The organism is Paraburkholderia sp. GAS348 (genome assembly GCF_050434205.1).
Classification (GTDB): Bacteria; Pseudomonadota; Gammaproteobacteria; order Burkholderiales; family Burkholderiaceae; genus Paraburkholderia.
The window spans coordinates 460,610-486,388 of the sequence record NZ_JBNPVT010000002.1; the positions used below are offsets into that span (position 1 = coordinate 460,610).

At 58.6% G+C, this 25,779-nt stretch carries 23 protein-coding genes and 1 pseudogene; 10 read left to right on the top strand and 14 right to left on the bottom strand.

Annotated features, from left to right (window positions below):
- Positions 1-44 precede the first annotated feature (44 nt).
- The 4 genes and pseudogenes from P3T22_RS05060 to P3T22_RS05075 all read right to left on the bottom strand — a co-directional run bounded on the left by P3T22_RS05060 (position 45) and on the right by P3T22_RS05075 (position 3,466).
- Positions 45-614, bottom strand: a complete 570-nt coding sequence (locus tag P3T22_RS05060) for a TetR/AcrR family transcriptional regulator (RefSeq protein WP_429324387.1) — start codon at positions 612-614, stop codon at positions 45-47.
- A 241-nt stretch (positions 615-855) separates the two neighbouring features.
- Positions 856-1,605: a hypothetical protein gene (locus P3T22_RS05065; RefSeq protein WP_429324388.1), complete on the bottom strand. Its 750-nt coding sequence runs from the start codon at positions 1,603-1,605 to the stop codon at positions 856-858.
- Positions 1,606-2,073: 468 nt separating this feature from the next.
- Positions 2,074-2,376: pseudogene (locus P3T22_RS05070) on the bottom strand (DDE-type integrase/transposase/recombinase); the annotation flags it as partial.
- Between the two features lie 178 nt (positions 2,377-2,554).
- Positions 2,555-3,466, bottom strand: a complete 912-nt coding sequence (locus tag P3T22_RS05075) for a LysR family transcriptional regulator (RefSeq protein WP_429324389.1) — start codon at positions 3,464-3,466, stop codon at positions 2,555-2,557.
- A 143-nt stretch (positions 3,467-3,609) separates the two neighbouring features.
- Here P3T22_RS05075 and P3T22_RS05080 point away from each other — a divergent pair, with 143 nt between their 5' ends.
- Genes P3T22_RS05080 through P3T22_RS05090 form a run of 3 tightly spaced genes read left to right on the top strand, consistent with a single transcriptional unit; the run spans position 3,610 to position 6,267 of the window.
- Positions 3,610-3,834: a hypothetical protein gene (locus P3T22_RS05080; RefSeq protein ID WP_429324390.1), complete on the top strand. Its 225-nt coding sequence runs from the start codon at positions 3,610-3,612 to the stop codon at positions 3,832-3,834.
- Positions 3,835-3,843: 9 nt separating this feature from the next.
- A complete protein-coding gene (locus P3T22_RS05085) occupies positions 3,844-4,878 on the top strand; it encodes a D-cysteine desulfhydrase (RefSeq protein WP_429324391.1) in 1,035 nt (344 codons plus the stop codon).
- A gap of 30 nt (positions 4,879-4,908) precedes the next feature.
- Entirely contained in the window at positions 4,909-6,267 is a 1,359-nt protein-coding gene (locus P3T22_RS05090; RefSeq protein ID WP_429324392.1) for a dicarboxylate/amino acid:cation symporter, read from the top strand.
- A gap of 185 nt (positions 6,268-6,452) precedes the next feature.
- Here P3T22_RS05090 and P3T22_RS05095 read toward each other — a convergent pair whose 3' ends face one another.
- Positions 6,453-7,211, bottom strand: coding sequence for a GntR family transcriptional regulator (locus tag P3T22_RS05095; protein WP_429324393.1), 759 nt, complete (start codon positions 7,209-7,211; stop codon positions 6,453-6,455).
- A 275-nt stretch (positions 7,212-7,486) separates the two neighbouring features.
- Here P3T22_RS05095 and P3T22_RS05100 point away from each other — a divergent pair, with 275 nt between their 5' ends.
- The 4 genes from P3T22_RS05100 (at position 7,487) to P3T22_RS05115 (ending at position 11,507) form a co-directional block, all read left to right on the top strand.
- Positions 7,487-7,756 (top strand): UxaA family hydrolase, encoded by a 270-nt coding sequence (locus P3T22_RS05100; protein ID WP_429324465.1) that lies wholly within the window; start codon positions 7,487-7,489, stop codon positions 7,754-7,756.
- A 55-nt stretch (positions 7,757-7,811) separates the two neighbouring features.
- Positions 7,812-8,987 carry a UxaA family hydrolase gene (locus P3T22_RS05105; RefSeq protein ID WP_429324394.1) on the top strand — a complete coding sequence of 392 codons (1,176 nt, stop codon included), beginning with the start codon at positions 7,812-7,814 and terminating at the stop codon, positions 8,985-8,987.
- Positions 8,988-9,153: 166 nt separating this feature from the next.
- Positions 9,154-10,491: a C4-dicarboxylate transporter DctA gene (dctA, locus tag P3T22_RS05110; RefSeq protein ID WP_429324395.1), complete on the top strand. Its 1,338-nt coding sequence runs from the start codon at positions 9,154-9,156 to the stop codon at positions 10,489-10,491.
- Positions 10,488-11,507, top strand: a complete 1,020-nt coding sequence (locus P3T22_RS05115) for an Ldh family oxidoreductase (RefSeq protein ID WP_429324396.1) — start codon at positions 10,488-10,490, stop codon at positions 11,505-11,507. Before dctA ends, P3T22_RS05115 begins: the two co-directional genes overlap by 4 nt.
- 127 nt (positions 11,508-11,634) lie before the next feature.
- On the opposite strand, the gene P3T22_RS05120 is transcribed toward P3T22_RS05115, so the two are convergent.
- The 7 genes from P3T22_RS05120 to P3T22_RS05150 form a co-directional block, all read right to left on the bottom strand.
- On the bottom strand, positions 11,635-12,804 hold the full coding sequence (locus P3T22_RS05120) for a DUF445 domain-containing protein (protein ID WP_429324397.1): 1,170 nt from the start codon (positions 12,802-12,804) through the stop codon (positions 11,635-11,637).
- A 116-nt stretch (positions 12,805-12,920) separates the two neighbouring features.
- On the bottom strand, positions 12,921-13,754 hold the full coding sequence (gene phaZ / locus P3T22_RS05125; protein WP_429324398.1) for a poly(3-hydroxyalkanoate) depolymerase: 834 nt from the start codon (positions 13,752-13,754) through the stop codon (positions 12,921-12,923).
- Positions 13,755-13,827: 73 nt separating this feature from the next.
- Complete coding sequence (locus P3T22_RS05130; RefSeq protein WP_429324399.1) at positions 13,828-14,253, bottom strand: phasin family protein; 426 nt, start codon at positions 14,251-14,253, stop codon at positions 13,828-13,830.
- Between the two features lie 65 nt (positions 14,254-14,318).
- Positions 14,319-16,025 carry an alpha/beta fold hydrolase gene (locus tag P3T22_RS05135; protein WP_429324400.1) on the bottom strand — a complete coding sequence of 569 codons (1,707 nt, stop codon included), beginning with the start codon at positions 16,023-16,025 and terminating at the stop codon, positions 14,319-14,321.
- Positions 16,026-16,073: 48 nt separating this feature from the next.
- Positions 16,074-16,538 carry a MaoC family dehydratase gene (locus P3T22_RS05140; RefSeq protein ID WP_429324401.1) on the bottom strand — a complete coding sequence of 155 codons (465 nt, stop codon included), beginning with the start codon at positions 16,536-16,538 and terminating at the stop codon, positions 16,074-16,076.
- A 25-nt stretch (positions 16,539-16,563) separates the two neighbouring features.
- Positions 16,564-18,213 (bottom strand): fatty acid--CoA ligase, encoded by a 1,650-nt coding sequence (locus tag P3T22_RS05145; RefSeq protein WP_429324402.1) that lies wholly within the window; start codon positions 18,211-18,213, stop codon positions 16,564-16,566.
- 298 nt (positions 18,214-18,511) lie between these two features.
- Positions 18,512-19,018, bottom strand: a complete 507-nt coding sequence (locus P3T22_RS05150) for a 2,4'-dihydroxyacetophenone dioxygenase family protein (RefSeq protein ID WP_429324403.1) — start codon at positions 19,016-19,018, stop codon at positions 18,512-18,514.
- A 202-nt stretch (positions 19,019-19,220) separates the two neighbouring features.
- Here P3T22_RS05150 and P3T22_RS05155 point away from each other — a divergent pair, with 202 nt between their 5' ends.
- The 3 genes from P3T22_RS05155 (at position 19,221) to P3T22_RS05165 (ending at position 22,559) form a co-directional block, all read left to right on the top strand.
- A complete protein-coding gene (locus P3T22_RS05155; protein ID WP_429324404.1) occupies positions 19,221-19,814 on the top strand; it encodes a TetR/AcrR family transcriptional regulator in 594 nt (197 codons plus the stop codon).
- 90 nt (positions 19,815-19,904) lie between these two features.
- Entirely contained in the window at positions 19,905-21,656 is a 1,752-nt protein-coding gene (locus tag P3T22_RS05160; protein ID WP_429324405.1) for an aldehyde dehydrogenase family protein, read from the top strand.
- 540 nt (positions 21,657-22,196) lie between these two features.
- Positions 22,197-22,559 (top strand): hypothetical protein, encoded by a 363-nt coding sequence (locus tag P3T22_RS05165; protein ID WP_429324406.1) that lies wholly within the window; start codon positions 22,197-22,199, stop codon positions 22,557-22,559.
- A gap of 392 nt (positions 22,560-22,951) precedes the next feature.
- Here the strand turns inward: P3T22_RS05165 and P3T22_RS05170 are convergent, their stop codons facing one another.
- The gene (locus tag P3T22_RS05170; RefSeq protein ID WP_429324407.1) at positions 22,952-24,484 is read right to left on the bottom strand and encodes a mechanosensitive ion channel domain-containing protein; all 1,533 of its coding nucleotides are present in this window, start codon (positions 24,482-24,484) and stop codon (positions 22,952-22,954) included.
- Positions 24,485-25,131: 647 nt separating this feature from the next.
- A complete protein-coding gene (locus P3T22_RS05175) occupies positions 25,132-25,770 on the bottom strand; it encodes a hypothetical protein (protein ID WP_429324408.1) in 639 nt (212 codons plus the stop codon).
- Positions 25,771-25,779 lie beyond the last annotated feature (9 nt).

The following is a 25,779-nucleotide window of genomic DNA, read 5'->3' on the forward strand; positions in this document are numbered from 1 at the left end:
GGAAATAAATGAGTGCCTACGCGCTCAATTAAAGTCGAAAATATTTACTCCGTGATCGCCCGCCATAGAACCCGAAATCCCAGTGCGCGGTGACGTTCGGCATCCTCTGGATACTTGTTCACGTACTCAATTGTGGTATCGGCAATGTGCTCGATCACCGATGAAAGAAAGGTGATTGGCGCGTCCACCAGCACACCGTCACGCACTCCGGCCTCCATCATCCAGGACACCGCCAGAAACGCTTTCATACCCTGCGCCCTAGTCTCGTCCAGTATATGCCCCGAAGCCGAGAGCCGTGCGACGGCAAACCGCCCGGCGGCATTGGAGAGCCCCCAGTTCACATAGCGCTGGAAAACGTGCTCCATGCGTTGCCGGTAGTCCGCCTCATCAGGATAGTCCGGCATCACGGTTTCCGCGAGGCTCCGCTTGAGGTGCAGATAGACCTCCTGAAACAGCACTTCCTTGTTCTCGAAGTACGTGAACAAGGTACCCTCAGCCACGCTGGCGCCCCGGGCAATGCTCGCCGTGGTGGCCAGCACGCCCTGCTCAGCAACGGCCTGCGTTGCAGACATTAACAGGGCTTTGTGTTTTTCCGGACTCAAAGGGCGTGCCATGGATTTTCTGCATATATAGAGTGAGTAGTCACTCAATTATACGCGTTTTTTGACGTAAGGCAATCTTTCGGTTTGCCCAAAATCTACTGGGAAGATGCTGGGTACTCTTTCAGAGCACGCTTTACTTCCCGAAACATGAATCCGAACCTCTGAACGAAACCATCCGGTGCAGCCTTCGCCAGATGTGCCCGATCTTTGACGAATATGCGGGCGTGGGGATCTCGCGTGCAGTCCCAACCCGTCAGGAACTCAGTGAACTCTTTCGCAGCCTTCGACGTTCAAGGCCGTTGCGCCACTGGCCCAGGATCAACGCACTGGCAACCAGGGCGAGATACAGGGTGAGAAAATTGTGGCGCCAGGCACCGAGTGCTGCCTGATGGGCGACGAGCGTCGGATCGGCGTGCGGAAGTCCGAGGCGCTTCCCCTCGACGGCTCGCATCATCCGCACAAAGCCCGCTGCGGACAGCAGCGGCAACAGAACCATGAACGCCAGCAGCGCGGGCTTCACGCGGCGCGCCCACACATAGTGGCGCAGGCGGAACCACAGTCCGAGGCATCCGTGTATCCAGCCCGGTGCAAGCAGCGCAAGCTGCAGACCCTGTGTGCCGCTCGTGAGCAGCACGGCGATGACGCGCTCATAGTCGGGCTCGAAGCCATAGAGCGTAGACGCAAGCCGGGTCGTCACCGCATGGCGGATCAGCAGCATCGGCAGGCTGAGCCCGGCCCAGAGGCGGATCCATTCGGCGGGCGGCAGCGCCCAGTGACGCCGCCCGTATAGCGTGTGCAACGCCAGCGCAAAATGCAGGGACGCGGCACCGTACAGCGCGATCGTTCCAGGCGTGCTGCGCCACAGCCGCAGCGCGAGTACGAGACCGCGTCCCGCAAGGTCGAGCGACCAGATCCCGAGCGCGTGATTGACCAGATGCAGAAAGAGATAGGTCAGCATCACGAGGCCCGAGGCGAGTTGAAGACGGCGCAGAACGGCTTGCATCCTGATCTTCACCTCTCCGGTGGGGCGGACGTCCCGCCGAAGCCTCTCACTTCTGTCTCCGATGAACGAGGCGCGACATGCGTCGGGAGGGCGTCGCCATGGCGCCCGCTATCCTCGCAAGTCTGCTGATGCGCCGGCGTAACCGGCCAAACACGCTGGCCGCCGATGACCGATGCGGGGCGCTGTTATGCTGATGCGCCGCGCATAGCCGTAGCGACGTAGCGAATCGCTGTAACGCCGACACCGAACCGCATACGCTCTGGTATTCCTCGCGGCCAATCCTGCCATCGAGGATAACGGTCAATCCCGACGCACGTGCCATATCGATGATGTCCATTTTGATCTCCCATTTCGGGTGCCATGCCTGTAATACCGCGAGCATGTGCCGGTTATTCCCTGACTCGACGGGATGCGGGGTTGTGGTGCACATTCGGTAGGTGGGCGAAAATCGCTCATTTTTCGAAGACCTCAACGAGCTGCAAGAACCGCCCTCCAAATCGAGGGCAAAGTGGTGTCTTTGAGGTGCCAACTGGTGAGATTGAACTGGCCTTTGCGAATGCGGTGCATCAGTTCAATGTCGGAGAGGGTAACGGCCGCGTCCTGGAACTGCTTGAACCCGAGCATGATGTTCACCCGCGATTTGATGTAGCAGTGATCTTGCTCTATCACGTTGTTCAGGTACTTCGAGGATCGCAATTTTGTTCGCCGGGGTAGCGACTCGTTGGTCTTCATCTCGCAGACCGCCCGATGAGATGCCGCGTAGCCGTCCAACCAGAACCATGAAGTGTCAACTCAGCAACCGCAGCCAAAACCGAGCAGAATAAATTGCAGACTGCCCGGTACTGATTCCAAGGGTACGCAGTCACAGTCGCGCTATCACACCGCACCCTACCCTGCGCGGCCCAACGGCGACGATCCGGATAATTTCCTGCTGCGGCGCTATTCATTTCTAGCCAATGTCCTCGGAAGCTTTGGTCCAGATTTCACTTAGAAAATCGCGGGGACCGACAAACAATCCCGTTGTTCTGCAGAGCGAAATTTCTAGCGGTGTAGTTAAAAACACATCGCCTACGATCTGCAACTTTCCCGACTGCAACTCCACCCCGACCATCGATTCCGGAAGCCACGCGACCCCTTCTCCCAATAGAACTTCCGCCTTCAACGCTTCGACTAGCGCTGTTTCGAAGTGAAGTACAACGTCTGTATGGGCTTCAAGTCGTGCATGCAACGGGCCGGCGACCCGGCCGAGGAACGATGTCCTCGTGTATGCAAGCAACGGAAGCTCAATACGTTTTTCCCCGAAAAGTTCGAAAATCGCACCTCCACCGTCGCCACATGCCGATACAGGGACGAGACGATCAGCACCGATCCGTGTGCATGATATTCCATTCGCCTCGAATCCGACCGGAACTGCTGCATGTTGATAGCAGATTAGAAAGTGGCAAGCACCGGAGAGGAGCATTTCGACGCATTCGTCGAAGTCGGCCGCGGTAATGACGGCAGTAACTCCACGAGGGCGGTGCTGCGCGCGCCACCAGTTTGCGAAGAACGAGCCGGCTAGTGAGTGTGGCAGTGCAAAACGGATCGTTTTACCCGCCCGTTCATGGGCCGCTCGAGCTTCGCGCCGACTTCGATACAGATCTGCGACAACCGCCTCGGCGAGAGGTAGGAATCCGACACCCGCTTCGGTCAGCGCGACCGGGTAAGTGCTTCGGTCCACCAGAGGTACGCCGTACCAGTTTTCCAGCGCCTTGAGGCGTCGGCTGATGGCAGGCTGCGTTGCGTGCCGCGCCTGTGCAGTATGAGAAAAGTTGCGCAGCTTCGCTACCGACACAAAGTCTTCAAGCCATTTCAGTTCCATTTGATCTTCCCTTAGACAGCACAAGGATAAGTTCCACCAGACCATTCCATATTTGCATAGTTTTATCAAAAACCAGAATTGGCGCTCAATTTTGTCAAAAATTATCCTTAGTCCAACGATGTCGATTGGACGCCTTGACAGAGATGAGCGAAAACCCTAGGTCTGAAGAAATGGTAATCGGGGTCCTTGGCGACATGGGTCCCCAGGCAGGCATTGACTTCCTGTCGAAGCTTCTCGCTGCAACGCCATTTACCTGCGAGCAGGACCATCTGCGTGTGCCTCTCGATTCCAATCCCAAGGTCCCTGATCGCAACCGCGCGATCACCACAGCTTGTGGCCGTCCTCTTTCCTGCTTTTTCAACCAGTAAAGGTATTTCATGCATCTTTCAAAATTTCCACGAATCCAGCTTGGCCATTTCGATACCCCTCTGGAGCCAATGCCCCGTCTGAGCGATCTGCTTGGGGGTCCAAAACTTTTCATCAAGCGCGACGACTGCACGGGTTTGGCGACAGGTGGAAACAAGACGCGCAAGCTTGAGTTTCTTATCGCTGATGCGCTAGAAAAAGGTGCAGATACGGTCATCACGCAGGGCGCCACTCAATCTAACCATGCGCGACAGACCGCGGCAGCGGCTGCGCGTATGGGGATGCGCTGCGTCCTTTTACTTGAAGATCGTACTGGCTCCCGAGACCCCAGCTATCTGCACTCGGGTAACGTATTCCTCGAACGCCTCATGGGAGCGCCGACCCGGATTTATGCCAGCGGGACCGACATGAACGACGCGATGCGCGTCGTCGCGGACGAAGTGCGTGCAAGTGGTGGGAAACCCTACATCATCCCCGGAGGTGGATCTAACGCCATCGGTGCTTTGGGTTACGTCAACTGTGCGCTCGAGATCCTAACGCAGGCAAATCAACAGAGACTGGTTGTACACCACGTTGTTCATGCGACGGGAAGTGCAGGCACCCAGGCAGGCCTTGTGACTGGCTTCGAGGGTAGTCAGAGTGGTATCAACGTTCTCGGCATCGGCGTGCGTGCGCCGCGTGAGGCTCAGGAGCAGAGCGTCTTCAGGCTCGCGTGCGAGACTTCCGAGTACCTCGATATGCCGGGCGCTGTTGCCCGCGAACGCGTGGTTGCCAACTGTGACTACGTGGGTGATGGCTACGGCATACCGACTGCCGGCATGGTGGAGGCGGTCACAATGCTAGCCCGTACCGAAGGCATTCTTCTGGACCCGGTTTATTCGGGTAAGGGGATGGCCGGTTTGATCGGCCTGATCCGGAAAGGTCATTTCAAGCCCGACGAAAACGTCGTGTTCGTGCATACAGGCGGTAGCGCGGCATTGTTCGGCTACATGGATGCTTTCCAGGCACAGCTGCCAAACGAAATCGACACGCGCAATATCCGCTAAAGATCGCCGCGCACCGCCAAGGGAGGAAGCATGAAGCAAAGTCGTCTTGGACTCGCCATTTTTGTTGGTATGGTTGCCGGCATTGTCGTCGGGTATGTGTGCCACCAGACTACGTCCGCAGCAACGGCGAAATCTATCGCGGGACAATTCACGTTGATCTCGGACATCTTTTTGCGCCTAATAAAGATGGTAATCGCACCACTGGTCTTCTGCGGTATTGTTTCGGGGTTAGCAGCAGTTGGCGACGCAAAAGTCGTTCGCCGGGTGGGACTCCGCGCATTTGGCTGGTTTGTGTGTGCGTCGTTTGTCTCGCTGTTGATCGGAATGCTTCTGGCAAACTTCCTTGACCTCGGTCATTCGGTGCACCTGCCGGAGCCTTCGGCCGGTGCATCGATCAGCACGACTGCTTTCAATCTCTCGAATTTCGTTTCCCACGTCGTGCCAATAAGCATCTTCCAGGCGATGGCGTCAAATGAAATTTTGCCGATCTTGGTATTCGCGGTGTTTTTTGGCATCGCTGCTGGCGCAATGAAGGAAGTGTTGCCCACGGCCCTGATTACGTGCATTGATGGCGCCTTCATGTTAATGCTAAAAATCACGTCCTACGTGATGCGCTTTTCACCGTTCGGTGTATTTGGTGCGATTGCTTCCGTCGTCACCATTCAAGGACTGGGGGTCCTGCTAACTTATGGGAAATTCATTGGTTCCGTCTATGTCGGCATGGTGATCCTGTGGTGCATTCTGATACTGGCCGGATATCTGGTCTTGGGAAGATCCGTGTTTTCTCTGCTCAAACTGATTCGTGAACCAATGATTGTCGCTTTCAGTACAGCAAGCGGTGAGGCCGCATATCCCAAGACATTGGAACAGCTCGCTCGCTTTGGAATCAGTCCCCGGATCAGCAATCTTATCCTGCCGTTGGCTTACGCATTCAATCTTGACGGTTTAATGATGTATCAGGCCTTTGCCGCCCTGTTCATTGCGCAAGCCGCTAACATTCATCTGTCTTTCGGCCAGCAACTTGGGATGCTGTTGGTCATGATGCTGACTAGCAAAGGAGTTGCCGGAGTTCCTCGTGCCGCGATTATCGTGATTGCAGCGACGCTACCACTGTTTGGCCTGCCCGTCGAAGGTGTCGTCCTATTGCTGGCGATCGATCAGTTTATCGATATGGGCCGAACCACGACAAACGTCGTGGGCAATTGCATCGCCGCAGCCGCAATCGCAAAATGGGAAGGTGCGCTTCAGCCATGGGCAGGTCGAGAATACACCTCGGTGTCGCAATTCCAGGTTGCAGCAACGGCAACCCCCAAATTTCCTCCCGACGAAGATTCGTCTGTTGTGCCGGCGGTGACTGCATCCTTTCCCCATGCCGGGCAACCGCGATGATGTTGTCTTTGGAAGGCAAATGACCATATTGCTGGTTCCGCGCTGTGGCGAAATCAAGAGTCGTCGAGGACGCTGCCGCCGACTCTCCGAAAAATTAACGGCTTTTCGCCGTTGCGCGTTACCTCTTCAAATCTCGAGCGCGTTTGTCAACGCTAACGGGCGGCCCAGCCCGCTTTTCTCAATGTTTATCCGCCGCTCGAGGGGCGTGCATAGCTCGATACATAATCGTATTCCTGCGTGTTCACATGTGAGAGCCGGTACTCGACCGCCTGTTCATTGTACGAATACGCGATCCGCTCGACTTCCAGCACGGGCGACCCCGGGGCGAGTTCGAGCAATCCGCTCTCGAGCTCGCTCGCCTGTCCAACGCGTACCCGCTCGTCTGTGCTTACCACGTTGATGCCGAACGTATCCTGATAGAAGTTGTAGAGCGTGTTCGGACGATTGCGCAGTGCGGCTTCAGTGAGGTCAGGAAAGCGCGCCTCCGGCACCACGATGTTCTCGACGATCACAACCACGCCGTGTAGTGCGAGCTGATTCGTGAACTGAAAGACAGGCACCCCCTCGCTGATTCGCAGCCGCGCCGCGACTTTCCGCGTTGCCTTCGTTTTACGGAAGTGAACAAGGCTCACGGTGGGATAGGTCTTGTCCCCATCGTTGCGCACGATGCGAAAGAAGCGGAAGAAATGCCGATCGCGCTGATGCATAGCGACGAACGTGCCGAGCCCCTGATGCCTGATGAGTATGTTCTCGGCGCATAGTTCGTCGATGGCCTTGCGCAGCGTGCCGATCGAGACGCCAAAGCGTTCCGCGAGACGTTTTTCGGCCGGGATCGCTTCGCCCCCCTTCCATTCCTGCGCCGCGAGCGCTGCTAGCAGCGCGCTCTTCACTTCCTTGTACCGCGTACCGCCAACGGCGGCCGGCGTCTCCGTCATGGTGCTCATGGTTCTCCCTGAATTCTTCTGAAACGTGTTGCCCCGATTTTACGGCATAACTAACTCATTCAACACATATAGATGATATAGTTGACATGGATGAATTTGCTGCCTAAGATGACTTCAACACAACGCAGCGGCGGCGGCATGCGGTTCGCCGCCCGGCCACCCACCGGTCACTTATTGAAATCAACCAGGAGACGCAGATGAGTTATGCAGCAGCAGAAACGAATGGCGCCGCGAGCGCGGCGGCAGAAACGGGTGAACGCAAGACGATCCACATCGTGCTGCACGAGGCCAAGGATACGGTGGGCGTGGCAGTCGTCGAAGGGATTCAGGCAGGAACACAACTGAACGCGTGGATCATGGATGAGGACGAGATCGTGACCGTGGCCGCGAAGCAGGACATTCCAATTGGCCACAAGGTGGCGCTCAAGGACATGGCTGTCGGTGACACCGTGTTCAAGTACGGCGTCGATATCGGCAAGGTGGTCGCACCGATCACTGCGGGCGAGCACGCCCATGTGCATAACATCAAGACGAAGCGCTGGTAAGCTGCGCCCCCCATACGCGACAAGCATTTTGCTTCCCCATATCGAGAGAGACACCATGAGCGTAATTGAACTGGATACGACTTTCCGCGGCTATCGCCGCAGCAACGGCCGCGTGGGCGTACGCAATCACGTGATCATCCTGCCGGTCGACGATTTGTCGAACGCTGCTGCGCAGGCGGTCGAGAACAACATCAAGGGCACGATGGCGCTGCCGCATCCGTATGGCCGTCTGCAGTTCGGTGCGGACCTCGACCTGCACTTTCGCACGCTGATCGGTGCGGGAAGCAATCCGAACGTCGCGGCGGTCGTCGTGATCGGAATCGAGGAAGGCTGGACCAAGCGCGTGGTCGACGGCATCGCGGCGTCGGGCAAGCCGGTCATGGGCTTCGGCATTGAACTGCATGGCGACCACGACACGGTCATGCGCGCGTCGAAAGCGGCGAAGGAAATGGTGCAATATGCGACCTCGCTGGAGCGCGAGGAGTGCCCGATTAGCGACTTGTGGGTATCGACGAAATGCGGCGAGTCGGATACCACGTCCGGTTGCGGCGCGAACCCAACCGTCGGTAACGCGTTCGACAAGCTGTACGGCCTCGGCACCACCCTCGTGTTCGGCGAGACATCGGAGCTGACGGGCGGCGAGCAGATTGTGGCTGCGCGCTGCGCGAACGACGGCGTGCGCGAGCGCTTCCAGTTCATGTTCGATCGCTACCAGGACATGATCAATCGCTGGAAGACTGACGACCTCTCGGAGTCGCAGCCAACCAAGGGCAACATCGCGGGCGGCCTCACGACAATCGAGGAAAAGGCGCTCGGCAACATCCAGAAAATCGGCAAGAAGTGCATGGTCGACGGTGTGCTCGACAAGGCCGAAATACCAACACATCCGGGCCTCTGGTTCATGGATTCGTCGTCCGCTGCGGCCGAGATGGTCACACTTTGTGCGGCCTCGGGTTTCGCGGTTCATTTTTTCCCGACGGGGCAAGGCAACGTAATCGGCAACGCGATCGTGCCGGTCATCAAGATCTGTGCGAACCCGCGCACTGTGCGCACGATGAGTGAGCATATCGATGTCGACGTATCCGGCATCCTGCAACGCGAGCAAAACCTCGACCAGTCCGGAGACCGCCTGCTCGAATGCATGCTCGCTACGGCGAACGGCCGCTGGACTTCGGCGGAAACGCTCGGCCATCGAGAATTCGTGCTCACGCGCCTGTTCGAAAGCGCCTGATTTGCCGCGGGCACGGACGCATCATTGCAATACCGATAGAAGCAGCAGGGCAAAACGAAGTCCCCGTCCGGTGCGCGCGCTGGCACGACACCGCTCGACGAAGCGGCGCGTGCCGTGCGACGCGCCCGTCTATCTTCTGGCAGCAGCGAGTGGAGGAGACACCATCGTGCGCGTGCTCAAGCATCTCTATGTGCAGGTCCTGATCGGACTTGCCGCCGGCATTCTCGTCGGTCATTTCGCGCCGTCACTCGGCGTTCAGTTCAAACCGCTCGGCGACACCTTCATCCGTCTGATCAAGATGCTGATCACGCTCCTGATCTTCTGCACGGTGTCGGTCGGCATCGCACGCATGGAGAACCTGAAGCAGGTCGGGCGCGTGGGCTTCAAGACGATTCTCTATTTCGAAGTCGTGACGACGATTGCGCTTGTCATCGGCCTCGTGATCGCGAACGTCGTGCATCCAGGCGCGGGGCTCAACATCGATCCTGCGACGCTCGATGCGAGCGGCGTTTCGCACTTCGTGAGCGAAGCGCACACGCAGTCGCAGGCGAGTTTCCTGGATCAGATCGTGCCGAATTCGGTCGTCGGCGCGTTCGCGCGCGGTGACCTGTTGCAGGTTCTACTCTTTTCGGTGCTGTTCGGGATAGCGTTGTCGATCATGTCCGGACGCAGCCGGATTCTCCAGCGCGGCATCGAGCAGTTCGGTGACGTGCTGATGCGGATCGTCGAGATGATCATGCGGCTCGCGCCGCTCGGTGCCTTCGGCGCGATCGCATTCACGGTTGGCAAGTACGGCATTGCAAGTCTCCAGCAGCTCGGCCTGCTGATCCTGTGCTTCTACATCACGAGCGTCCTGTTCGTCGCAATCGTGCTGGGTATGGCCTGCCGCTGGGCGGGCGTGGGTCTCTGGCCGCTCCTCAAATACCTGCGCGAAGAACTGCTGATCGTGCTCGGCACGTCCACGACCGAATCCGTGCTGCCGCGCCTGATGGAGAAGCTCGAACGGCTCGGCTGCCCGAAGTCGGTTGTCGGTCTCGTGCTGCCGACCGGTTATTCATTCAACCTTGATGGTGCCGCGATCTACCTCACGATGACCTCGCTCTTCATCGCACAGGCGACCAACACACACCTCACGCTGATGCAGCAGGTCGGACTGCTCGCGATCCTGATGGTGACGTCGAAGGGGGGAGCCGGCGTCGCGGGGGCAGCGCTCGTTGCGTTGACGGCGACACTCTCGTCGCACCAGATCATTCCGGTGGCGGGCATCACGCTCATCATCGGCATCGACCGCGTGCTGAACGAAGTGCGCGCGCTGGTGAACATGATAGGCAATGCGGTGGCAACACTAGTCGTCGCGCGCTGGGAAGGCGTGTTCGACGTCGAGACGGCCCTTGCCGTGCTTGCCTCGCCGCGCAACGAAGCGCCGCTGGAAAGGACAGATGGGGTGGACGGCAGGATGATGCCGCTGTCTTCGCGTCAGGCGATGCACGACGGTCGCGAATGAGCGATCCGAACCTGCGGTACCTTCCGGCTGATGAACTGACCAGACTGGCTCGCGAGGCCTTGCTTGGAGCGGGAGCGACGCCTGCGACCGCCGACGCTACGGCGCGTGCGCTCGTCTACGCGGACGCGCACGGGCTCGCGTCGCATGGCGTTGCGCGCCTGCCGATGTACATCGCGCAACTGCGCAACGGCCGGGTCGATCCGGCCGCCGTGCCGGGCATCGTACGCGACAAGGGCGCAGCGTTTCTGATTGATGCCGCCGACGGCCTCGCGTTCACGGCCTGCGAGCTGGCGATTGCGACCGGCATCGAACGTGCGCGACAGTTCGGTACGGCAGCGGCGAGCATAGTGCGCAGCCATCATTTTGGCGCGGGGGCGTATCACCTCGAAGCGATCGGCGCGGCTGGGCTCGTCGGGCTCGCATTCAGCAATGCGCCTGCGTCGATGCCGGCCTGGGGCGGCAAGAAACCGCTGTTCGGCACAAACCCGATCGCTGCAGTGTTTCCTCGCTCGAGGGGCCGCCCACTCACCATCGACCTGTCGCTATCGCAAGTGGCGCGCGGCAAGATCATGGTTGCGGCGCGAGATGGCAAGCCGATTCCGCAGGGGTGGGCGACAACTGCGGACGGCCAGCCGACAACTAATGCGCAGGCCGCGCTCGACGGCATGATGTTGCCGTTCGGCGGTGCCAAGGGCGCGATGCTCGCGCTGATGGTTGAACTGTTGGCTGCCGCGCTATCGGGCGCGCAATTCGGCGCGGAAGCGGGATCGTTTCTCACCGCCGAGGGCGCGCGTTCGCGCGTCGGACATCTTTTCTGGATCATCGACCCGGCTGCGCTCGCGGGTAACGCGATATACGAAGAGCGGATCGAGACGCTGATCGACCTGATGCTCGTGGACAACAGTGTACGCCTGCCGGGTTATCGGCGAGATAAGGTGGCCGAGGTGGCTGCACGCGACGGCATCGGGATACCGGCGACGCTGCTTGCGCAACTGGAACGCCACTGTCACTTTTAATTGTCCGCGACGCAATAGCGGCGAGGACACTCGCTTGCCCACAAAATTCAACAGCCTGCCCGGCCATTCTCGCGACGCGCTATAAAGCAACTGTGTCTGCCATTTCCGCAATTGAGCCATGCTCGCTTCACCCGCTCAAAAGCAACGTGACTGCATGCAGCAAAACGCCGACGATGCCACCAACGAACGTCCCGTTGATACGGATGTACTGCAGGTCGCGGCCGATCTCTGCTTCAATCTTTCGGCTGGCTTCCTTGGCATTCCAGCCTTTCACCACGCCGGTGATGAGCTCCGAAATCTGGCGCCGATAGCGCACCACGAGCTGGTGCGCGCGATTCAGCCACCACGCGTTTAACTTCTGTTGGACCGCGGGTGAGCGCCCCAGGCTCTCACCTAGCGAAACCAGTACGTCGGCCGCAATGCTTCGAACAATCGACTGCTTGCGGTGGACCTCGGCTACCACGCGCGTGCGAATGTGGTTCAGAAGTGCGCTAGCGTGACGCCCGTTCCTGAAATGCCGAAGACAGTCGCGCATCAACGTCTTACCAAATCGGCGGTGGGTGCGGGATGTCTGAAGTTGCAGAATCAGATCCTGAAGCGCTTCATCGAACTGGCGACGAAGCTCATGATCCTGATTAGCGACCACCTCGTGAAGCAGCGCAATGACTCCTTCGACGAATTTGCTGACGATGTAGGCGTCAAGCTGCGCAGGCGTGTAGCGCGACGCCGCACTGAACTTCGCCTTGAGCATGCCCGCATTGGTCGTCAGCCAAAGCTCCAGTGCCTCAAGTCCATGATCCAGCAGGGGCTGATGTCGATTGCCGTCGGTCACAACCTTCAGGATATTGCCCGCGACGCGAGACAAATCTAGCGTGCGCAGTTGCGGGATTACGAGGCGATCGAGGAATCCCGCGAAATCCTCGTCGTCGATCCCGTCAAGCAAACCAGGCAGCGAGTCTGCAACCACGTCTGCGATCGCCCGGCTGTTCGCCGGCTTTACAAGCCACTCCGCCATTGCCTTGGCTGTGTCGTGGCCGCTCAGCCTGCCGATGATGACTTCCGGTGTCAGGAAATTATCCTCGACGAAGCTGCCCAGGCTCTCAGCGATCCGATGCTGGTTTTGCTCGATAATCGCCGTGTGCGGGATCGGCAAACCAAGCGGATGCCGGAACAACGCAACCACCGCGTACCAGTCCGCTATCGCGCCGATCGTGCCAGCCTCCGCAAACGCTCGCGGCCACGCCAGCCAGTGATAGTCGGCCTGAAAGACGACGCATACAAACAGCAGCACCACCATGGCTCCCAGCAAGCACGTCGCTATTCGCTGCATGTGCCTAAAACGATCCTCTTTTCGGATCCCCCGCTCGTCTGATGCTACGGCTTGCAGGCTTTCGTCATTGTCAGCGAGGCAACTCAATTCGTCTCCTGCCGGAGGAATTTTCGCACCACGGGAGCAACTTCCTTTGCGCGCGCGACGAGGAACAGATGGCCGTCGTCGATGACATACAACGTTGCATGACGAATACGGGCCGCGAGAATTTTTGCATTGACCAAAGGCACGATCGGGTCATCGTTACCGTGCATGACGAGCGTCGTCTGGCGCAAGCTGCCGAGCCAGGGCAAACTACTCCATCCCCAGGCGGCCAGCAGTTGATAGAGGTATCCGCGCCCCCGCGGCGCGCGGATATGACGGCTGTGCTCCCTCAGCAACGCAGGGTCGCGCCGGTATGCTCCGCCGTATATCTCGGCACCGATCTCCTCGAGGTATGCCGGGTCCGTGTAGCGGCGCGGGCCGATGAGCTTCGCGAGCACCGATATCCTGGCCGGCACCATGACGACGCCTGGCGAGGTCGCCGCGAGAATCAGCCGGCGGCAACGCACGGGAAACAGATGCGCAAATTGCTGCGCGAGCGCGCCGCCCCACGATACGCCGAGCACATCGACAGGTTCTTCATAGCCCAGCTTCGACAACAGCCTGTCAGTGAGTACCGAGAGCGTCGAGAAGCGATACGGCACGCGCGGAACCGGCGATCCACCGACGCCGGGGATGTCGAAGACGATGACGCTCACGTCTTCCAGGGCCGAGACAAACGGCTCAACCAGTTCAAGGTTCGCGCCGACGCCGTTGAAGATAAGCAAGGGCGGGGAATTGTCGCTGCCACGCCGGATGCCGACACGCAGCGTCTGACCATCCAGATCGACTGACTGGATGTGCATGTTGCAGACAGACTCAGGGTAATTTGGCATTTTTCTTTTCCGGGTGACTGTCATGCGAGGCGCCGCGCAGAGCGTCGGCGCCTGTTCGTATTGCGATGCTGCGTTACTTCGCCGGTTGCAGAAATGTCTTCAAATCTTCGACGTTCTCCGCGACGCGCTTACTGACGATCGCATAGCTGTCGGACTGCGTCGTGTAAACCGTACTCGCCACTTCCTGCGCGTTCGACAAGACCCTGTGCAATACCTGTTGAACCAGTTCACGCGTGCTTTCAAGAGGCTTGCGTACTGAAGTGTCGGGTTGCTTTGTGACCATCGATTGCAGGCCGGTCACCGTCGTGCTTAACATGTCCGCCTGCTTTTGACCGAGCAACTGCACGCCCGCGAGCGTGGTCGTGTTGATCGCCGCGAACGCCTCGATGTCCTTGCGCCGCCGCTCCAGCATGGCGGCGAGGTCGAAGCCGGGCAACTTTAATTGACCGAAAAACCGGGTGTAGTCGGCAAAAAGGCTTTTGTTGTTGCCTGATTCCATGTCAAATACTCCGAAGGGGTGAGTGAATGAAAGTCGTAGTGTTCAAACTGACGTAAAGCCAGACGTTACATTTCAGCGACGTAGGCGCCGGGGGCATCGGCAATCGGCGGGTGCCGTTCGTTGCCTGGCGTTTCTGGCGCAGGCCGGCGTTCGCCGGAACGCTCGGCAAGCCACTGTCGCCAGTCGCTCCACCACGAGTCCGCTTCCGGTTTGGCTGTAGCGAGCCATTCGTCGGGACTCGCCGGCAATTCAGAATTGAGGAAGAACTTCGCCTTTGGATTGCCCGGAGGATTGATCAGGCTCTGGATGTGGCCACTCGAACTCAGCACGAAGCGCGTCTTCCCGCCGAACGCGCGCGCCGTGTTGTACACGCCCTTCCATGGCGTGATGTGATCGGTGACGCCAGCCACCACGTACTTGTCGCACTTCACACCGGAGAGGTCGATCGGCGTACCCAGAATAGTTAGCGCACGAGGTTTGCTGAACAGATTTTCCGTGAAAATGTCGAGCAACTGCCCATGGAACCGGGCAGGCAATCGAGTGGCGTCGTTGTTCCAGTAGAGAATGTCGAAGGCCGGAGGCGCATTGCCCAACAGGTAGTTGTTGACCCAGTAGTTCCATATGAGATCGTTGGGTCTCATCCATGCAAACACGCGCCCCATTTCCTCCCCCGCCAGCACGCCTCTCGCCGTGCTGTTCTGTTTCGCCGCCGCTACGACTTCGGGTGTGGCAAAGAGACCTATTTGTGAGTCGGCCATACTGTCGAGCACGGCCACCATCAGCGTGGCGGCATTGACTACGTTTTCACCACGGCTTTCCAGGTGGCCAAGCAACGCGGCAATCGTCATCCCGCCGGAGCAGGCGCCATGCAGGTTCACGTCCGCACTGCCGGTGATGTCGCGCACCGCTGTGATTGCTTCAAGCAGCGCGGCGGCATACGTGTCCATGTCCCAGTCGCGCTGCGCCAAAGTAGGGTTGCGCCAGCTCACGACGAACACCTGGAACTCGTGCTTCACCAGATAGTCGACAAGGCTTTTGCCCTTGGAGAGATCGAAAATGTAGAACTTGTTGATCTGCGGCGGCACGATCAACTGCGGACGGGCATAGACGTTCGGGGTTGCCGGTGCGTACTGAACGAGCTCGAGCACTTCGTTGCGAAACACCACCGCGCCAGGTGAGGTGGCCAGGTTCTTGCCGACTTCAAATGCAGCCTTGTCGACCTGAGCAGGCATGCCCCGGTTGGTCAGCGTATCCGTGAGGATGTTCTTCAGGCCGGCAACGAGGCTTGCGCCTCCTGAATCGACGATCTTCTTGATGGCGGCCGGATTTCCAAACAGCGTGTTCGTCGGCGCCAATGCATCCGTGACGAGCGACAGCACGAACTGCGCGCGCTCCTTGCTCTTTTCGTCGAGCGCCGAACGATCGACAAAGCCCGTCAGCGCGTTGCGCCACGCCAGATAGCCTTGCAGCGTGCTGCGGTACAGCGAATTGTCGCGCCAGGCGGCGTCAGCGAAGCGTTTGTCGCTCTGTGGCTGGGTGGATGCGGCGTTGCCGCTGAATATAGAAACCAGCTCGCGCGCCAACGCCGCTTCCTGCTCAAGCAGCAGCGCGGGATGCCGGATCGCTTGCGCACCGATCTGCTGGGCGGTGGCGAGAATATCGCACGGACGCACTCCGACGAACGGGTTGAGGCCGGTCATGCCGCCGGTCGCACGATCCGCGAGTTCCTGGCGCTCACCGCCTTGCGACGGGGGCGCTTCGACTGTTGCCATGTCACTCTCCTGAGCCGTTATCACTGCCCTCCTCAATTTCTGCTCCCGTCACGTCACCAGCAACGCCAGTGTTTCTGCCATCAGCGCCGGCTTGTCCGCGCCCTCGATCTGCAATTCGTTTGAAGTCTTCAGGATGACGCGGCCCTTGTCCTTCCTCTCGACCTCGAGCAACACGATGCGGCTTCGCACCCGGGCACCGGCTCTCACCGGCGTGATGAAGCGCACGTTGTCCAACCCGTAGTTCAAACCCGCCGACGCGTCAGCGGGGATGAGACCGACTTCCATCGCCAGAGACGCAAGTAACGAAAGCGTCAGATAACCGTGGGCAATCGTGCCGCCGAACGGGCTCTCGCGTGCCGCACGCTCAACGTCTACGTGGATCCATTGTTTGTCGCCCGTGCATTGCGCGAAGGCGTCGATGCGCGCCTGATCGATGGTCACCCAATCCGATACGCCCAACTCCTCGCCAACGAACTCGTCAAGCGTTGCCACGCTATAGCCCTGGATGCTCATCGTGTCGTCTCCTCAATTTCACCGGTCAGATAAACAGTTCACGCAGGCGCTTCTTGTTCATCTTGCCGACGCTTGTTTTTTCGAGCGCCTCGACGAGCTTGACGATCTGCGGTACCGCGTACTTCGAGATCTGCCCTTTCTCGCTGAACGCGAGGACGTGCTTTTTGACATCCTCCTCGGTAAGCGTTGTGGTTAAGCCCTTCCTGGGTACAACCAGCGCCACGGGCCGTTCGCCCCACTTCTCGTCCTTGACACCGATTACGGCAACTTCTGCGACGCCCGGATGCTGCGAAATCAGGCTCTCGATCTCGAGCGACGAAACCCACTCGCCGCCTGACTTGATCACGTCCTTGATGCGATCGGTGATCTGCAGATTGCCCGTAGCGTCGATGTTGGCAATATCCTGGGTATGCAGATAACCGCCTTCCCAGAGCTGCCCGGACGCCTCCGGATTCTTCAGATAGCCCTGGGTAAGCCACGGTGCGCGCACGACGATCTCGCCAAACGCCTTGCCGTCGTGCGCGACGTCTTCCATGTCCTCATTCACGATGCGCAAGTCGACGAGCGGCACGGGATAACCGGTCTTGCAGCGCAGGCGCACCTCCTCTTCCGTGTCGATCTGCCCGCTGTCCGGCCTCAACTGCGCGAGGCTCAGCATGGGGCACGTCTCGGACATGCCGTAGCCGGTAAAGATATCGATGCCACGGTCGAGCGCGGCGCGCGCGAGGCCGTGAGGCAATGCGCCGCCGCCAATGATGACCTTCCACTTGCCCAGATCGACATCCTTTGCCTCTGGACAGCCCAACAGCATGTGCAGAATCGTGCCGACGCAGTGCGAGAACGTAACTGCTTCGTCGCGTATCAGTTGCACCAGCCGCTCCGGCACATAGCGTCCTGGATAAACCTGCTTCACACCGAGCACCGTGGCGATGTAGGGTATGCCCCAGGCGTGAACATGAAACATCGGAGTAAGCGGCATATAGACGTCACCGCGATGAAAACGTTGCCCCGACACCGGGCTCGCCAGCGCAGCCATGGCGGTAATCGTGTGCAGCACCAGTTGCCGATGTGAGAAGTAGACGCCCTTGGGCAAGCCGGTGGTGCCTGTCGTGTAAAACGTGGTGGCCCGCGTGTTCTCGTCGAAATCCGGGAACGCATAACTGGACGCGCTCCTGGCAAGCAGGCTTTCGTATTCGTCGGAGAACGGAATCGTGTGCGCGGACGCTTCGCTGCCATCCTCTTCGATCCAGACGAATGTGCGCACCGTTTCGAGCTTGTCCTTGATCGCTTCCACCACAGGTAGAAAATCGGTGTGAACGAGTAGGATCTCCGCGCCGGCGTGATTGATCGTGTAGGCGATTTCTGAAGACGAGAGCCGCACGTTCACCGTCTGCAAGACGGCACCCATCATCGGTATGGCGAAGTAGCATTCGAGATAGCGATGACTGTCCCAGTCCATGACCGCGACGGTACTGCCATGCTGCGCTCCGAGTCCGCTCAGACCGCCGGCGAGCCGCGCAATGCGTTCGCCCAGCGTCCTGTAGGTCAACCGTTTCTGCCCTCTGTAGACGATCTCCTGGTTGGGCGCGTGGGCGAGCGGCGTATGCAGCAGGTGCTTGATCAGCAGTGGATAAGCATAGGCTGACGGCGTCGGGTTCATCGCCTGGTCGTGCATCTACATCTCCTTGGTTCTGATAGTTAGTACCCGGTTCACGAATGCATCCACCAGCGACGTCCGCGTAGTGGCATCTCAACGACGCTCTCGCGCCGGGCTATGCAGGCATACTATTAAGGGCATGGCCCCAGTCGTGGGCAATCAGATGGAAGCGTCCTACGCCCAGTTGATTGGCGAATGCCAGGGCGTCCGAGTGACGATGCCCGGCTGCGTAGGACGCAATATCTTTCGGCCGGGCGTTCTCAGCGTAGCCGCGCTGATCCGCAGCAAAGGCGCGGATCATGTGCGTCGACGCCGCTTAACGGCCACCCTGGCAGCCGATCAGGTCGATCTCGGGCAATTCATTGGCTCTGCAGTAGTCCTGATAGCGGCTCAAGGCCGTCCGCCACGTCTCGACGAACGTGACCTTGCCGTCTTCGTCGAGGAAGTGGAGCTCACCGGTCGACACCACGAGCGCCATACCATTGTCGTCGTCGGAGAGATTCGTGAACGAGTGTGACGACTCCGAGGGCTCAAACACGAAATCGCCGGCTTGCGCGATCCAGTCGTGCTGGTCGTATTTCCAGCGACCACTGAGGGTGTAGACCATCACCGTGCCGGTATGGCGATGAATATGCGCGCCTTCGCCTTTGGCCGCCTTCATGAGCAAGACCACTTCGCCCGTGACGGGGTTGATCTTGAAGTACTTGAGTAGAATCTTGTCGTTGATCGGCGCGAAGGGAATCCACGGCGTGGCGTTTCCAGCGATATGGACCGTGTCGATCGCGGAAACATCGTTGAGGGCTAGCGTAGCTTCTGCGTTCATGGAATGAGTCTCCGATTGTGTTGAGGGCTGGGTGTGCGCAGCGTGAACCGTGCGCAATCTCCGGTGCCTATTCAATCGCAAGTCGTCCGTGGGAACTTGACCTGTGCCGCCCGATTTTGTACTTTACGCGCCACTCGCCTGTTCTTTCCGATAGTGTGCGAAAGGCCAGAGAGCGAGGCACAAACAACGGGAATACTACGACATGCGACAAACCGAAAAGCGCGAAAATCGTCGGATCGAGATCGCTGACCACGCGATCAGGTGCTTTGCGGAACACGGGTACGCTGAAACGTCGCTGCGCGACATCGCGGAAGCTGCAGAAATCAACTTAGGGCAGCTGCACTATTACTTCGAGAGCAAGACCGACCTGATTCTCTACACAATACGTCGCTACAAGACCCGTTTCATTGGTCGTCTTGTGGAAGCGATGGAGCAGGAGGGAACCACGAAGAACCGCGTAACCTCTGTCATCGACCTGCTAATCTCAGCCGCTACGCGCGACGCGAAGATTCATCGTCTCTGGTACGACCTACGCGCTCAAGCACTGTTTAATCCAAGTTTGCGCGCGGCCACCTCGGAGATCGAGCGGGATCTGGAGAACGCCACCTCTACACTTCTTCATCTGCAGCAGCCTGAGGCATCACGCGGAACGATCCATCAGACATTTCTCCTGCTTGATGCGCACTTCTTCAATGCACTGCAAATGACCCTCTCTGGCGAGGACTCCGAAGGCAAGCGATTTCGGCGCACCATGCGGCGCCTGCTGGTTGCAGCGATTCCGACCACCACAAAATAGGTCAATCGTCCAAACAATTGACAAATTAGGACGATCGTCCCAATAATTCCGAACCTCGGGCGCTCGAGACTCGGGTTAGGGATCAGATCGATGAAGAGTTCCACGCACGTTGCGGACGACGCACTCACCTCCAGCCTGCACCCGGTCGAACGGATTGTGGTTGCCGTATCAGCGAATAAGGAAAAATGGGCGACGACGCCGGTGGGCCGTCGCGTTGAGCTATTGAAGCTGATCCGTGAAGCGCTAGTCCAAAACGCGGATGAATGGGTCAGGCTCGCTTCCACAGCAAAGGGTTTGCCCGCGGATTCCCCGCTCGTCGGTGAAGAATGGACCTCGGGGCCGTGGGCAGCCCTGACGGCAATCGATGTGCTGCTTTGCACGCTAACGCAGCTGGATGGTCTTCGCTTTCTGGATGCAATGAAAGTACGCACAACCGCGACTAACCAGACAGTAGTGCAAGTGTTTCCCACGACGCTGACTGATCGCTTGCTGTTGAGTGGTGTCAGCGCTGAGGTTTGGATGGAACCGGGCGTACTGCCGTCGAACCTTCGCCGATTCGTTGCCAGCGCCTATGATCCCATGCGCCAATCCAGCGTCGGCTCACTTTCACTGGTTCTCGGAGCCGGCAACATTACCAGCATCGCGCCGTTAGACGCTCTGTACAAGCTGTACGCCGAACACAGTGTTGTCGTCCTCAAGCTAAATCCGGTTACGGCGTACCTCTTGCCTGTTTTCGAGAAAATATTTGCAGCCCTTATTGACGAGGGCGTGTTTGCGATTGTCAACGGAGGCACGGATGTCGGCGTTTTTCTCACAGGTCACCCCCTCGTGGAGACATTGCACATTACCGGGAGTGCAGCGTCCCACGACGCAATTGTCTTTGGCACTGGAGAGGAAGGGGCGAAACGCAAGGCGCAAGACATCCGTTTGAACACGCGCCCCATTACGAGCGAACTCGGCGCAGTCTGTCCGACGATTGTCGTCCCAGGGAACTGGACAGCCGCGGACATTCGCTTTCAGGCTGAGCATATAGCGACTCAGAAGTTACACAATTCCGGTTTCAACTGCGTAGCAAGCCAAGTCCTTATCCTGCCGCAGGACTGGCCGCACGCATCAGCACTACTTTCGGAATTGGAGAAGATCTTCTCTTCCACGCGGACCAGACCGCTTTACTACCCAGGAAGCAGCGAGCGTTTGGCGGCCTTCCACGAGCATTATCCAGCAGCGTTGTCGCTTGCCCGCGACCCTGATGCACCACGATTGGTTGCAATCCTGGATGGCACCAGCGTACACGATGACTATGCGTTCCGAACCGAAGTTTTCGGTCCGGCTCTCGCTGTCGTGTTCTTGCCGGGCGCCGCACCTGAAGCGTTCCTCGAATCGGCAATCGACTTTGCCAACACGAAACTTCACGGCACACTCGGCGCAAACGTCATCATCGATCCTGCGACTGAAAAAGCACTAGGCTCGCGCTTCGAAGCCCTACTCACTGATCTCCGTTACGGCACCATTGCGGTAAATGCCTGGACTGGTCTTGGATTCCTGCTGGCTCAGACGCCTTGGGGCGCATTTCCTGACCATCCCGTGAATGACATCCAAAGTGGACGCGGGGTCGTACACAACTGTTTTCTATTCGACCGCCCACAGCGGTCTGTGGTCCGCGCGCCGTTTCGACCATTTCCGAGAGCATTGTTGCACGGAAGTTTCGCCATGCTGCCCCGACCGCCGTGGTTCATTAGTAACCGGAACTCCGCCGCGACCGTTCGCAAATTATTGGCATTTCAGGCGCGTCCGTCCCTGTTCAAGTTTCTCGGCGTTTTTTTCAGCGCGGTGCGCGGCTGACGCATAAGGAAAGCCTGATGCCCCCTATAGATATGTGTGTCTGCCACCGACACACACAGCTTATTGACCGTGTTACTCGCCTTGCAAGCGGGATAGCTTTCCGATGCGCGGCATCGTAGAAAACGCTAAGCGTATGGGACACCTTATCGGCGTCCTGCACGAAAAACGTAAACTCGTAGTCGATCGCCTGCTACCCTGTGGTTGTGGTTGTGGTTGTGGTTGTGGTTGTGGTTGTGGTTGTGGTTGTGACCGTCGCGGCTGGCTCGGCCACGATATTTGCGCAATTCTGAAAAGCCAGCAATAACACATCGGTCACAGTCGAAGGTCGACGCCGCGGCGCGATTACTTTGAGAGCAAGACCGACCTCATTCTCTACACAATACGTCGCTACAAGGCCCGCTTCATTGGTCGTCTTGTGGAAGCGATGGAGCAGGAAGGAACCACGAGGAACCGCGTAACCTCTGTCATCGACCTGCTAATCGCAGCCGCTACGCGCGTCTCCGGTACGACCTACGCGCTCAAGCACCGTCTAATTCAAATTTGCGCTCAGCCACCTCGGAGATCGAGCGGGATCTGGAGAGCGCCACCTCTACACGTCTTCATCTGCAGCAGCCTGAGGCATCACGCGGAACGATCCATCAGACATTTCTCGTGCTCGGTGCGCACTTCTTCAATGCACTGCAAATGACACTCTCTGAAGAGGACCCCGAAGGCAAGCGCTTTCGGCACACCATGCGGCGCCTGCTGGTTGCAGCGATTCCGGCCACCCCCGAGGAGGCGCGCCTGATGGCCTTTACTGACTCAATCGTGAGCGCCCGAAGGCATCGACCGTGCGTGAAGATGGCAATAAAGCTACTCTTGCCGTCCTCAAAGCAGGCAATTGGTTTGACTTGGCGTCTATGACCCAGCGGCCGCCGCGCACGCGCGGTGGCCCTCGATGAGTCAACAATCTTTGCGGTCGAGCCACTGGCATTCGACACCCTGATGAAAAACATCACGTTCTTCGACACCGTCGTGGATCTGCAACCGATATATTTTAACTGACTGTATCGGGTGGTGCAGGATGTCACGCTGAATTCGACGCCCAAGAATCGCCGGAGACTTTTCTCCCCGCATACAGTGACGCGACCATGGCACCGCAGATTCGCGGGAGAATAACCGTATTGCAGGACACGTCTGCGATGATACTTGGAATTACTCGTCAGACGGTGGCATCGGAGCCAAAGGTCATTGGCGCGAAAGGTGCCATCAATTTGCGTTACGGGCGCGTTGAGATTCTGTCAAAAGAAATGATTCTAGTTCTTCTCCGGAGAATGAAGTGCACTGATGCATGAGGCGATCCAGGAGATCAATCCATGATGCTCGTGATGCACTTGCTGTACGGGTTGAATCAAAGCGGTGCCTTCGCGTATGCGTTCCGCCAGCTTCGCCGCCAGCACATGCAACAGTTCCGGTCTGGACCTGAACAACGCACCGATCGCTCTACCCGGTAGCTCATACACGATCGCATAGGTCCTGGCGTTAACGTCCGACTGAACCGGAACGCCCATGACCGGCCCGCTTTCTCCGACAAATTCGCCCGGCCCGAAACGCATGACATCGGTCGGCTCCCCATTCTGGAGAACTGATGCAGACAAAATACCATATGCGACGATGGTGATGGCATCCGACACGTCACCCGTCCTGAGTACGACGGCGCCGGGCATCAGTTCACGCATAACCATTGCAGCGGCAAGGTCCGAGCGCTCCTGAGCAGATAGCAAACCAAATACGCCGACTCCATCTAGCAATCGACGTTCTGGAGTCCCGGTCGGTGCCCCCTCTGGGCTGCCGGACAGATTAAACAGCAGATCAAACGACTCCAGATGCCGATGCGCGGCGTCGTAGAGAGCGCTGAGCGTATCGGACACCTTGTCGGCGTCCTGTACGAAAAACGTAACCTCGTAGTCAATCGCCTGCCACGCCGCGGCTGTGATTGTGACCGTCGCGGCCGGTTCTGCCACGATATTCACACAATTCTGAACGGCCATAAGTAACGCGTCGGTCACGGTCGAAGGTCGAAGCGGCGGCGCAAACTGAAAACTGGCTATCGCACCATGAGGGCCACCCAACGCGCTCGAATTGACGATTCTCCCCTTCGCAATCACGCTGTTCGGTATCACTATCAGGTCGCGATTGGGCCTCGCAAGATGCGTCGCGCGCCATGTGATTTCTACCACCTTCCCTTTCGTCGTATCGTCGACTGCAATCGAATCGCCGACCCGGTAGGGTGCAGTAATGTTAATCACAAGCCCCGAAAAAAAATCCGAAAGTGTGCTCTGCAGGGCTAGACCCAGCACGATTGCCAGAGCGCCTGAGGTGGTGAGTACCCCTTTGAGCGGGAGGCCGAAGACGTCAGTGACGATAGCGAAGAATGCGGCTATATAAAGAATCGTCTCAACCACGTCCAGCATGAACTGCTGCTGCCTGAACCGTCCGCCGAGCGTGTAGTAGGCACGCGCGACCGCACTCAACGTGCTGGCCATCAACAGCCACCACGCAATTTCAACCACACCCCACACCAGACGTTCTGCTGGCCCCGCAAGTTCGGCGTGTCCGGTTGGCAGCATGTGGGCGAAGTACATCGTGGCCGTCAGCAACGCGATCGCCACGCAACGTGCAAACGTTCGAACAAGACGGTACCCGGATCCTGATGCAAGTACTGCGAGGTTGAGCACGGCCGCAAAGCACGGGTACCACGCCGATGTCGAGGACAAAAATGACATTCGTATTCCCCTCACCTGTACGGACACGCCCTCGGCGGTCTTAAAAACAGCGACGCCGAACATGTCAGTAGCATTCCACGCGGACGGTGCGCATCAACGATGCAAACGCATGTCACGACTGCCTGGCACGAGAGCGCGTCCAGCCAGTTGGATCTGGAGACGGACTTACGGCCTTACGAGCAGAACACCTGGTCTTGTTAAAGCGATTACCGGACCGAACCATAGCGTGCGCATGGCGCAATGCGTCGCCGAACTGATGTCTAATGAAGTAAAAGGTCATCTCCCTGCAATGTATCGGTAAAGCGTCGTCTGGTCGATAGCAGACACGCTGCGGAGCAGCCGCCAGTTCCTCATGCACATGTAGCAAGTTGGCGCGGGGCGACTTCCTTTTCCGTACATTGGTGATGCGTGCGCCACTCAATCCGCGCATGTCGCCCGTTGTTGTACCGGCGTTCCGTGGATACCTCGTGCGGATAGGCTGCGTTAGCCGGATCGCCCAGTAGTTAGTTCGATCGTATTTTTATGCTTGGCATCGCGTTTTGCTGGCCGCAGCTTCCTCACCAGTTGCGCTCCACGTGACTCAACATGTGTCTGCTTTTGGCAAACAGCGTACTCGATTCGAGCGGCGCACCGACATTCACGTTGCGCCGCTCACCCCTCGCTGCTGCGCCATTTGCGCGGGCAACCCGGGGGCGTTTTGTAAGCTGATCTTATTCGGGACAAGGCTGACCCGCTGCGCCCCACATCGCCACGTCCTTCACATGCGACTCGAATGTGCCAGGTGGCGTGCTGCGCCCCCCACCCGGATTCCAGCTCCAGGGGATAAAGCCATGCATAAAGGCATCGTGGCGCAGATGCTCTACCAATCCCACTGCGTCCCGACCACCATTACGCCTGGGGTCGCGCAACTGCTGACAAATCTCCGCGCCGCTCTTACCGATCCACTGAAATTGCACAGGGGCCAATTGCCAGGCGATGCCGACATGTGGTGGAGCATGTGGTACTTGATTCGGCGCGGTCGAAGTCACATGGCAAGTTGTGCACGTTTGTCCCGGGATACCGGCGCGACCGAAGCCGGCGTTGACATCCATCCCATGCACCCGGGTGTTAGTCTCCCCCGCAATAGTCCACCTCGGAACGTTGTCAGCGCCAACGTGACAATTGACGCAGCGCGGATGGGTGATAACGGCCTGGATGCGCTGCCACGCCTCGAGACCCTCATCCTTGCTGACGCTTCCTGGAGGCGGAAAGTCGCTGGCGGTCTTCGGGTCGTCAGCAGCCGAAATTGCGATCGGAGCGGCGATGACTGCGGCGGCAACAAAAAAGCATCCCAATAAAATGCGTTTCATGTTTGCGCC